The sequence below is a fragment of the Nakamurella flavida genome (genome assembly GCF_030811475.1).
Taxonomy (GTDB): Bacteria; Actinomycetota; Actinomycetes; order Mycobacteriales; family Nakamurellaceae; genus Nakamurella; species Nakamurella flavida.
The window spans coordinates 4,310,354-4,320,333 of sequence record NZ_JAUSQV010000001.1; the positions used below are offsets into that span (position 1 = coordinate 4,310,354).

Sequence of the window (9,980 nt, forward strand, 5' to 3'; positions counted from 1 at the left end):
GAGCAGGCGGGTGGGCGCGCCCGGCAGGATTCGAACCTGCGACCTGAGGATTAGAAGTCCCCTGCTCTATCCAACTGAGCTACGAGCGCCTGAGTGAGCAGGGTAACCGCCCCGGTGTCCGGCGCCCCCGGAGCGGCTCCGGGCCCCCGGCGAAACCGGGGGACCGTCGGGGGCCAGCAGTACGCTCGGGGAGTGTCCGAGACCGTCCGTACCCAGCCTCTCGACGGCCCGGCCGACGGGTCCGCCGCTCCCGTCGAACCCGTTCGTGCCCGGTGGACCGTCTCCGTCACCACCCTCGCGATGGCCCTGGTCGCGGTGTGCCTGGCCATCGGACTGGCGGCCACCGTGTCTCCCCGGGTGCTCATCCCCGGCCTCCCGGACGCCGGGCGCCTGGTCGAGTACGCCACTCCCGGGGTCAAGGCGCTGTTCGACCTGACGGCTGCGCTGACGGTGGGTTGGCTGCTCGCTGCGGTCGTCCTGGTCCCCCCGCGCGAGCAGGGTCGCCTGGACGTCGGGGGCTACCGCGCCGTCCGGGCCGCCTCGCTGGCCGCGTGGGTCTGGGCCGCAGCCGCGCTGGCGCTCGTCCCGCTCACCTACGCCGACACCTACGGCGGGTCCCTGGTGGACGCCCTGTCCGCGGACACGGTGATCCAGGGCGTGAGCGTGTCCGACGCCATCCGCGGCTACCTGATCGCCGCGGTTCTGGCCGCGCTCGTCGCCGTCCTCGCCCGGGTGGTGCTGCGGCGCCCGTGGGCCGGGGCTCTGCTGGTGATGGCCCTGATCGGGGTGCTGCCCCAGGCCGTCGGCGGTCACGCCGCCCAGTCCGGCGATCACGACGTCGCCGTCGACACGATGATCTACCACCTCGTCGGGGTGTCCGCCTGGGTCGGCGGGCTCGTCGCCCTGCTCGGTCTGGTGCGCCAGCGGGTCGCCCACCTGGACGTGATCGCGCGGCGCTACTCGGCGATGGCGCTCGTCGCGTTCGTCGTGGTGGCCCTGTCCGGCCTGATCAACGCCTGGGTGCGGCTCGCCGCCGTCAACGACCTGTGGTTGACCGACTACGGCCGGCTGGTGCTGGCCAAGGCTGCGCTCCTCATCACGCTGGGTCTGCTCGGGTGGCGGCATCGAGCCCGGACGTTGCGCACCCTCGGTGACGGCTCGGACCGGCGGCCCTTCCTGCGGTTGGCCGTGGTCGAGGTCCTGATCATGGCGGCCACCCTGGGTGTCGCGGCCGCACTGGCCCGGACGGCATCCCCGCCGACCTCCGCCGCCGTCCCCAGCGACATCGAACTGCTGCTCGGCTTCGACATCTCGGGCCCGCCGACGGTGGGTCGGCTGCTGCTGGACTGGCGGATCGACTGGATCCTCGGCCCGGCGGTGGTCGCCGCTGCGGTGCTCTACCTGGTCGGCGTCCGCCGGTTGCGCCGGCGCGGCGACGACTGGAGTCGCGGGCGAACCGCGGCCTGGCTCGGCGGCTGCGCCATGGTGCTCGTGGCGACCTCGTCCGGTCTGGGCCGGTACGCCGAGGCGCAGTTCTCGATCCACATGATCGCCCACATGGTGCTGGGCATGATGGCACCGATCCTGCTGGTGCTCGGCGGGCCGACCACCCTCGCCCTGCGTGTGCTGCCGGCCGCCCGGCGTGGAGAGGTGTCGGGCTTGCGGGAGGCGATCGTGGCCGGTGTGCACAGCCCGGTCACCCGGTTCCTCACCCATCCGCTGATCGTCTTCGCCCTGTTCATCGGGTCGTTCTTCGCGGTGTACTTCACGCCGCTGTTCGACGCCATGATCGGATCGCACCTCGGCCACCTGATCATGAACGTGCACTTCCTGGCCGTCGGCTACCTCTACTACTGGGTCATCATCGGCGTCGACCCCACCCCCCGTCGGCTCCAACCCCTGGTGAAACTGGGCCTGTTGCTGGGGGCCCTGCCGTTCCACGCGTTCTTCGGGTTGGCCCTGATGAACTCCCACACGGCGATGGCTGCCGGCTACTACACGGGGTTGGTGCCCTGGAACACCGATCTGGTCAGCGATCAGCGGCTGGGTGGCGCCATCGCCTGGGGGGCCACCGAGATCCCGATCATCATCGTGGTCATCGCCCTGCTCGCCCAGTGGGCCAAGAGCGACGAGCGCGAGGCGGCCCGGTCCGACCGGACGACCACCCGGGGAGCTGCGGACGACGAGCTCGACGCGTACAACGCCATGCTGGCGGGCCTGGCCGAACGGCAACGCGTGCGTCAACCCGATGCGGTTCCGCCCGGCGACGGTCGCTGACGCGCCGCCGGAGTCGCGCGGTCAGATGTGCTCGGACACGATCACCGCGGTGGTACCGGGCGCCAGCGCGCGGAACAGGTGGGGGATGTCGCCGGGGTAGCCGAGGTAATCGCCCGGCCCGAGCTCCACCGGGTCCTCGGCCGGCCCCACCAGGGCGCGCCCGGTACCCAGCACCAGGTGTTCCACCACGCCTGCGGCGTGCGGTGCGGACCGATGGGTGCGGTCGGGTTCGGCGGTGATGAGGTAGAGGTCCCGTCGTGCGCCGGGCGGGCCGGCCGAGAGCAGGGCGGTCCGGTAGTCGGCGGTTCCCGACGCCACGCTCGGCCCCGACCCGGCGCGGACGAGCGTCACCGTGTTGCGCGGCGGTTCCACCAGCCGGGCGAAGTTGACGTTCAGAGTGGTGCTCAGCGCCCACAGCGTCTCGATGCTGGGGTTGCCCACCCCCGCCTCCAGCTGGGAGAGGGTGGACTTCGCGATCCCGGCACGCCGGGCCACCTCGGCGAGCGACAGCCCCGCGCGGTGCCGCTCCCGCTGCAGGGCCGCAGCGATGATGGCCAGGGGGGCGCCGTCGTTCGGGCTCATGCCCTCACCTCCCTCGTACGTCATATCGAACGGATCGTTCGACTTGACGAACACTAACCCGTCCGTCCAGCATCTGCACATGAGAGCCACGTGGGTCCACCTGGGTCGTGACCGGGTGCGGGACATCGCGCTGGTCTGTCTGGCCGTGGCCGTCGTCGGGGCCTCCTTCGGTGCCGTGACCGTGGGATCGGGCCTGCCGGTATGGCTGCCGGTGGTGATGTCCGTGGTCGTCTTCGCCGGTGCGGCGCAGTTCCTCTTCGTCGGCATCCTGGCCGCCGGGGGCAGCCCGGTGGCGGCCGTGCTCGCCGGCCTGCTGGTGAACGCCCGGCACCTGCCCTTCGGGCTCGCCCTCGGTCCGGTGATCGGCGGTCGGGCGGCCGAGCGGGTGTTCGGCAGCTACCTGCTCATCGACGAGTCGGTCGCCTTCACCCTGGCCGAACCGGACGACACCCGGCGGCGGGCCGTGTACTGGACGTCGGCGGTGGGCCTGTTCCTCGGGTGGAACGCCGGCGTCCTCGTCGGGGCGCTCGGTGGGAACCTGGTCGGTGACACCGACGTGCTGGGCCTGGACGCGGCCTTCCCGGCCGCCCTGTTGGCGTTGATCCTGCCCGCGCTGCGCGAGCCCGCAGCCCGCCGGGCCGCCATCACCGGCGCGGTCCTGGCGGTCGCCCTCAGCCCCCTCCTGCCACCCGGGCTCCCCGTGCTCCTCGCCCTCGCCGGGCTGTCGATCGGCCTGCTGCCGCCGCGGGACTCCGACCGATGACCACGCTCGCCACGGCCCCGGTCGCCCCGGCCACCGGCACGCTGGGCCTGCTCGTCCCGGTGGTGGTGCTCGGCGTGGGCACCTACGGGTTCCGCCTCGCCGGCACTCTGCTGCAGTCCCGGTACCGCCTCCCGACCGGCGTGACCCGCCTGGTCGACCGCGGGGTGGTGGTCCTGTTGGCCGCCCTGGTGGCCACGGCCGCCGTCCTGGAGGTCGGCGCCTTCGCCGGGACGGCACGGATCGTCGGCGTCGCCGTGGGCGGGGTGCTGGCCTGGCGCCGGGCCCCGTTCGTCCTGGTCGTGGTGGCCGCCGCCGGCACCACCGCGGGCCTGCGCGCGCTGGGCGTGGCCTGACCCGATCCTGGGCGGGTCTTGCGGCGGACGGGTTGTCCCGATGTCCGGTTTCCATCCCCCGGCCGCCCGCTCGGCCCACCCCCGGCCTCGTCCGCCGCCAGGCTGACCTGCACAGGAGTCGGGCAACCCGTCCGGCCCGGGCAGGAGGAAGTCATGAAGAACGACGGCGCGACGGTCACCATCGTGGGGCGGGTGGCGGGTAATCCGCAGGTCGCCGAGGGCGGCACGGGGGACCGGGTCACCTTCCGGGTGGTGTCGACCGAGCGGCGGTACGACGAGGCCACCCAGGGCTGGGTGGACGGCGCCGAGTACGGCGTCTCGGTGGTCTGCTGGCGCAGTGTGGCCGCCGGTGTGCTGGGTCAGGTCCGCAAGGGTGACCCGCTCGTCGTGATCGGCCGGCTCTCGACCCGTCGGTACGAGAAGGACGGCGCCGTCGAGTACTTCACCGAGGTGCGGGCCGATCTCGTGGCCCTCGACATCGCCCGCAGCGGCAACCGGTTCCGGCGCAGCACCCCGGAGGAACGCCCGGCGGAGTCGGTGGACGCCGGCCCGTCCGGTGCGGCGACCGACGCCACCGGTACGCACGAGCGGGAGGTGGAGCTGGTGGGGGCGGGCGAGCCGGCGTTCTGAGCCGGTTGCCGGTGGGCAGGGGTGTGCCGGTGCCCCGCCCCGCCCCGAACCTGGGCTCGGTGCAGCCCCGGCGTACCGCCGCCCGGCTGTCGGTCCGGGCTGTGCACCGGGTTCGCCCGGGCGCCGGGTCGGGGCGGGACTCGCCGGAGTCCGGCCGCGGGGATCGTCACCGCGCGGGGGCGTCGGGTGTCCGTCGACACCGGCGCCCGGGTCGGTTCCCGCGGTCACCGTGCCCCTGGGGAAACCCGGGGGACCGCACCGGGTGCGGTGAGGCACACTGGTCGGTGGTCCACCGGCCGGTCGACGCAGGTCATCCCGGCGGTCCGGGTCCCCGACCACGGCGGTCCCGGTGACCGCGAGGCCCGTCGCCATGGCGGCGGGTCCGTGACCGGCAGGACGACGACCGGCAGTGCAGGGATCCGCTGCGGCGCGACACACGCAGCGCAGTGACAGCGAAGAGCAGTGAGAGGGAGACGTGCCCGAGTTCATCTACACCATGAAGAAGGCCCGAAAGGCCGTGGGTGACAAGGTCATCCTGGACGACGTCACGATGTCGTTCTACCCGGGAGCCAAGATCGGCGTCGTCGGACCGAACGGCGCCGGCAAGTCCACGATCCTGAAGATCATGGCCGGCCTGGACACCCCGAGCAACGGCGAGGCGTTCCTGTCCCCGGGTTTCACCGTCGGCATCCTCATGCAGGAGCCCGAGCTCGACGAGAGCAAGACCGTGCTGGAGAACATCCAGCAGGCCTTCGGCACGACCAACGCCAAGCTCGAGCGGTACAACGAGGTCCTCGCGCTCATGGAGACCGAGTACTCCGACGAGCTCCTCGAGGAGATGGGCACCCTGTCCGAGGAGCTGGACCACGCCGGCGCCTGGGACCTGGAGGCGCAGATCGACCAGGCGATGGACGCTCTGCGCTGCCCGCCCGGTGACGCCGACGTGAGCATCCTGTCCGGTGGTGAGCGACGCCGGGTGGCCCTGTGCCAGCTGTTGCTCTCCGCGCCGGACCTGTTGCTGCTCGACGAGCCCACCAACCACCTGGACGCCGAGTCGGTGCAGTGGCTGGAGCAGTTCCTCTCGGCCTACGCCGGCGCCGTCCTGGCCGTGACCCACGACCGGTACTTCCTCGACAACGTCGCACAGTGGATCGCCGAGGTCGACCGCGGCCGGCTCATCCCGTACGAGGGCAACTACTCCACCTACCTGGAGAAGAAGGCCGAACGGATGACGGTGGAGGGTCGCAAGGACGTCAAGCTGGCCAAGCGCCTCAAGGAGGAGCTGGCCTGGGTGCGGTCGGGCGCGAAGGCCCGGCAGGCGAAGTCCAAGTCTCGGTTGGCCCGGTACGAGGAGATGGCGGCCGAGGCCGATCGCACCCGCAAGCTCGACTTCGAGGAGATCCAGATCCCGCCGGGGCCGCGTCTGGGCAGCATCGTCGTCGAGGTCGATCACCTCAAGAAGGGCTTCGGCGACCGGGTCCTCATCGACGGGCTCAGCTTCACCCTGCCGCGCAACGGCATCGTCGGGGTCATCGGGCCCAACGGCGTCGGCAAGACCACCCTGTTCAAGACCATCGTGGGTCTGGAGCAGTCCGACAAGGGCAACGTGAAGATCGGCGAGACGGTCAAGCTGTCCTACGTCGACCAGAACCGTGGCGGCCTCGACCCCAAGAAGAACGTCTGGGAGACGGTCTCGGAGGGCCTGGACTTCATCAAGGTCGGCAACGTCGAGATGCCCTCGCGGGCCTACGTCTCGGCGTTCGGGTTCAAGGGCCCGGACCAGCAGAAGCCGTCCGGGGTGCTGTCCGGCGGGGAGCGCAACCGGTTGAACCTCGCGCTGACCCTGAAGGAGGGCGGCAACCTCATCCTCCTCGACGAGCCCACCAACGACCTCGACGTGGAGACGCTCGGGTCGCTGGAGAACGCGCTCGAGCAGTTCCCGGGCTGCGCCGTGGTCATCTCCCACGATCGCTGGTTCCTGGACCGGACCTGCACGCACATCCTGGCGTGGGAGGGGACGGACGAGAACCCCTCCCAGTGGTACTTCTTCGAGGGCAACTTCTCCGACTACGAGAAGAACAAACTGTCCCGGCTCGGTGCCGACGCCGCCCGTCCGCACCGCGTGACCCACCGCAAGCTCACCCGGGACTGACCCGCTCCCGCCGGCGCGCCGGCACCGCACACCCGGCCCGGTTCCGCTCGTCCCGAGCGGAGCCGGGCCGTTCCGTCCCCGGCGGGGATCGCACGCGGGGGCTCCGCGGCGCCCACCCGCCGATGGGCTGTCCGGTCGTGACCCGGGGTCCGGGCGGTGTCCACCGCTGGTCCGGCGACCCGCCGGACGGCAGGCATAGGCTTCCCGGGACGCGACGGAGCGAGCACCGCCGCCGACGGAGAGGGCGTTGTGTGAGGCGGGCAGAGGCAGTGCAGGTCGGGTCGGTCGTCGACGGGGATGGACCGGCCGGGGCGCATCCGATCGGGCCCGGTGGCCGCCCGGACGGGGCCGGACGCGGGGTCCGGGAGGCCGCAGCGGCCCGGCCCGAGCTGGCCTCGCTGATCGACCCGTACTTCCGGCACATCCCCCCGGAGGACCAACCCGCCCGGGTCGACGAGGTGCTGTCGATCGTCGAGGCCCACCGTCGCACCGGACTGGTCCGGCAGGCGGGTGTCCCCGCACTGCGCGTGCACAACCCACCGGCACTGGCCGATCGGCCGTCGGAGGACGACGAACGGCCGGTCCGGTCGTGGTCGGCCACCTCCACCGTGGTCGACCTGGTCACCGACGACATGCCGCATCTCGTCGAGACGGTCATCGCCGCCCTGGCGTCCTCCGGGCTCACGGTGCACCGCATCCTGCATCCGATCCTGTCGGTGCGGCGTGACCCGCGGGGCCGGCTGATCGATGTGCTCGGGGAGGGCGCCCACGGCCGGGAGCCGGGCGGTGCGCTGCGGGAATCCTGGATGCACATCCTGGTCGACCGGCTCACCGACGCCGAGCGGGCGGAGGCCGTCGAGGTGCTGCTGCTGGACGCACTGGCCGAGGTCAGGGCCGTCGTCCAGGATGCCGCGGCACTCACCGGATCGGCCGCCACCGCGGCCACCGACCTGCGGGCCACACCGTCGGTCCGGTCGGCGACCGAGGTCATCGAGACCGCCGATCTCCTGTACTGGCTCATCTCGGGGAACGTCACGTTCCTCGGGTACCGACGCCACGAGGCCGACCCGGAGAGCGGTTCCCTGCAGCCGGTGCGCGGGAGCGGCCTGGGCATCCTGCGGGACCCGCCGGTCGGCGCGTCCGGGGTCGACCCCGCGCCGGGCACCGGGCGGGTGGACGGTGCCGTCGCGGGGTCCGCGGACGCGTTCGATTTCGCGGACTCCGCGCAGGACGGCGAGACGTCTCCCGGCCACCTGTTGATCACCCGGGCCTCCACCGGGTCCGCCCTGACCCAGGAGGTCCCCCCGCTGGCGGTCGTCGTCCGCATCCTCGGCAGCGACGGGTCGGTCGTCCGGGAACACCGTTTCCTCGGAGTGCTGACCCCGCGGGCGCTCAACGCGGAGATCACCACCACCCCGGTGCTGCGGCGGACGGTGGAGGCGGTGCTGGCCTCCCTGGGCGCAGCGCCGGATTCCTACACCGGCGAGCGCGCCATGGATCTGCTCTCCTCCTACCCGCGGGCGGACCTGTTCTGGGCCGAGCCGGCGTTGGTCGCCGACGTCGTGGCGGGCGTGCTGCAACTGGCCAGCCGCCGCCGGCTCCGCGCGTTCCTGCAGCCGGACCCGTTCGGCCGCTTCGTGTCCGTGCTGGTCTACCTGCCCCGCGATCGCTACACCACCGATGCGCGGCTGGCCATGCAGCAGATCCTGCTCGAGGCCTTCGACGGCACGGACATCCGTTACGCGGCCCGGGTCGGCGACTCGCCGACCGCCGCGCTGCACTTCACCGTGACCACCGACCCCGGTCGGACGACGCATCCCGACCCGGCCGCGCTGACCGAGGCCCTCCGCCGCACCATCCGCACCTGGGAGGACCGGCTGGTCGCGGCCGTCGTCGGCGGGGAGGGCGCGGCGGACCTGGAACTGGACACCGCCGGTGCGCTCGCCCGCTACGCGGACGCGTTCGACGGCGCCTACAAGGAGGACTACGGCGTCGAGGACGCCGTGGAGGACCTGCGCCGGTTGGACGCACTGGACGGTCCGGACGATCTGGATCTGCAGTTGGCCGACTCTCTCCAGGACAACGGGGCCCGCCGGCTCAAGCTGTACGTCACCGGGGGGGACGTCACCCTCTCCCGGGCCCTGCCGGTGTTGCAGAGCATGGGCGCCGACGTGCTGGACGAGCAGCCCTACGAGGTGCGGAGGACGGACGGGACCCCGTCGCGCATCTACGATTTCGGCCTGCTGTTCCCGGCCGGCCGGCTGGCCGACGCGGCCCGCTCCGCCGATCTGCGGTCCCGGTTCTCCGCGGCGTTCATCGCGACATGGCGAGGGCAGGGCGAGGTGGACGGCTTCAACGGGCTCGTCCTGGCCGCCGGCCTGACGTGGCGCGAGGTCGGGGTGCTGCGGTCGTACGCCCACTACCTGCGCCAGATCGGAACCCCCTACACGCAGCGGTACGTCGAGCAGGCCATGCTCGAGCACCCGGAGATCGCCGCGGGTCTGGTCGCGCTCTTCGGCGCCCGGTTCGACCCCGACCGGCCCCGCGGTACGAACGGCAGCCCCGGCGGCACCGACGGGGGCACGGACGTCGTCACCGACGCCGTCACGTCCGTCGACGGAGCCCGTCCCGGCCCGGACGCCGATGTCGAGGCCGACGACCTGGCCACCGGGTTGACCCGGGCCCTGGACGAGGTCAGCAGCCTGGACGCCGACCGGATCCTGCGCGGGGTGCTGGCGATGGTCACCGCGACGGTCCGCACCAACGCCTACCGTCGCGACGCCCGCGGGGAGCGCAGCCCCGTGCTCGCCCTGAAGCTGGATCCGCGGCGGATCCCCGGTGTGCCGCACCCGGTTCCGGCCCACGAGATCTGGGTGTCCTCGCCCCGGTTGGAGGGCGTGCACCTGCGGTTCGGGGCGGTGGCCCGTGGCGGTCTGCGGTGGTCCGACCGTCCGGAGGACTTCCGCACCGAGGTGCTCGGGCTGGTCAAGGCGCAGGAGGTGAAGAACGCCGTCATCGTGCCCGTGGGGGCCAAGGGTGGCTTCGTCCTGCGCCGGCCCCCGGCGCCCACCGGGGACCCGCGCGCGGACCGGGAGGCGCTGCAGGCCGAGGGCATCGCCTGCTACCAGATGTTCATCGCCGCCCTGCTGGACGTCACCGACAACCGGGTGGGGCAGCACGTCGTGCCGCCGCAGCGGGTGGTGCGTCGGGACGGTGACGACCC

General features: G+C 72.6%; 7 protein-coding genes and 1 tRNA gene. 6 read left to right on the forward strand and 2 right to left on the reverse strand.

Annotation, left to right across the window (positions count from 1 at the left end; all coding sequences use genetic code 11):
* Window positions 1–15 precede the first annotated feature (15 nt).
* A tRNA-Arg gene (locus J2S58_RS19095) sits at window positions 16–89 on the reverse strand.
* A gap of 103 nt (window positions 90–192) precedes the next feature.
* Here J2S58_RS19095 and J2S58_RS19100 point away from each other — a divergent pair.
* Window positions 193–2,277 (forward strand): cytochrome c oxidase assembly protein, encoded by a 2,085-nt coding sequence (locus J2S58_RS19100; RefSeq protein WP_205257308.1) that lies wholly within the window; start codon window positions 193–195, stop codon window positions 2,275–2,277.
* Between the two features lie 21 nt (window positions 2,278–2,298).
* Here J2S58_RS19100 and J2S58_RS19105 read toward each other — a convergent pair whose 3' ends face one another.
* Entirely contained in the window at window positions 2,299–2,859 is a 561-nt protein-coding gene (locus tag J2S58_RS19105; RefSeq protein WP_205257309.1) for a helix-turn-helix domain-containing protein, read from the reverse strand.
* Window positions 2,860–2,938: 79 nt separating this feature from the next.
* Between J2S58_RS19105 and J2S58_RS19110 the strand changes: the two genes are divergently transcribed.
* The 5 genes from J2S58_RS19110 to J2S58_RS19130 form a co-directional block, all read left to right on the forward strand.
* Window positions 2,939–3,622 carry an AzlC family ABC transporter permease gene (locus J2S58_RS19110; protein WP_205257310.1) on the forward strand — a complete coding sequence of 228 codons (684 nt, stop codon included), beginning with the start codon at window positions 2,939–2,941 and terminating at the stop codon, window positions 3,620–3,622.
* Window positions 3,619–3,975, forward strand: a complete 357-nt coding sequence (locus J2S58_RS19115; protein ID WP_205257311.1) for an AzlD domain-containing protein — start codon at window positions 3,619–3,621, stop codon at window positions 3,973–3,975. The genes J2S58_RS19110 and J2S58_RS19115 overlap by 4 nt, the downstream gene beginning before the upstream one ends.
* Window positions 3,976–4,128: 153 nt before the next feature.
* Complete coding sequence (locus tag J2S58_RS19120) at window positions 4,129–4,605, forward strand: single-stranded DNA-binding protein (RefSeq protein ID WP_205257312.1); 477 nt, start codon at window positions 4,129–4,131, stop codon at window positions 4,603–4,605.
* A gap of 475 nt (window positions 4,606–5,080) precedes the next feature.
* Window positions 5,081–6,757: an energy-dependent translational throttle protein EttA gene (gene ettA, locus J2S58_RS19125; protein WP_205257313.1), complete on the forward strand. Its 1,677-nt coding sequence runs from the start codon at window positions 5,081–5,083 to the stop codon at window positions 6,755–6,757.
* A 251-nt stretch (window positions 6,758–7,008) separates the two neighbouring features.
* Window positions 7,009–9,980, forward strand: a 2,972-nt coding sequence (locus J2S58_RS19130) for an NAD-glutamate dehydrogenase domain-containing protein (RefSeq protein ID WP_306829325.1), incomplete at its 3' end; no start/stop codon positions are given.

Bases quoted from the DNA above. Each gene is read 5' to 3' on its own strand.
- J2S58_RS19105 (WP_205257309.1), bottom strand. From the start codon at position 2,859: ATGAGCCCGAACGACGGCGCCCCCCTGGCCATCATCGCTGCGGCCCTG.
- J2S58_RS19110 (WP_205257310.1), top strand. From the start codon at position 2,939: ATGAGAGCCACGTGGGTCCACCTGGGTCGTGACCGGGTGCGGGACATC.
- J2S58_RS19115 (WP_205257311.1), top strand. From the start codon at position 3,619: ATGACCACGCTCGCCACGGCCCCGGTCGCCCCGGCCACCGGCACGCTG.
- J2S58_RS19120 (WP_205257312.1), top strand. From the start codon at position 4,129: ATGAAGAACGACGGCGCGACGGTCACCATCGTGGGGCGGGTGGCGGGT.